The organism is Archangium violaceum Cb vi76, assembly GCF_000733295.1.
GTDB lineage: Bacteria > Myxococcota > Myxococcia > Myxococcales > Myxococcaceae > Archangium > Archangium violaceum.
The window spans coordinates 1-331 of the sequence record NZ_JPMI01000333.1; the positions used below are offsets into that span (position 1 = coordinate 1).

The 331-nt window shown below is 72.5% G+C and carries 1 protein-coding gene; it reads right to left on the reverse strand.

All coding sequences use genetic code 11. The features are described from left to right. The coding region (locus tag Q664_RS44255; protein ID WP_043411053.1) for an IS66 family transposase zinc-finger binding domain-containing protein at positions 1 to 331 on the reverse strand (331 nt) is incomplete at both ends.

Sequence of the window (331 nt, forward strand, 5' to 3'; positions counted from 1 at the left end):
TGGCCGGCAGGCATACTTGGGACGCACCTCCTCAATCACCTTGAAGTGGCCGGGCACCCACTCCAGCGTCTCGCTCTTCTCCTCGCCACAGCGCGTCTTGTCCCGTCCACACGCCTCGCACCGCAGCGCCTCGGGCACAGGCTGGTGCACGCGTTGCTCACGCGGCAGGTGGGAGGGCAGCGGGCGGCGCCCGTGTCCCTTGCGCTCCTTCTTGCGCGACTGCTTCCTGGGCGGCTCGGACGGAGGTGGGTCGCCCTGCGCGACGCCAGCGTCCCCGGCGCCAGGCGTCGCCGCCTGCGCCTGCTGAGCGCCAGCCTCCTGCTGCCCCAGC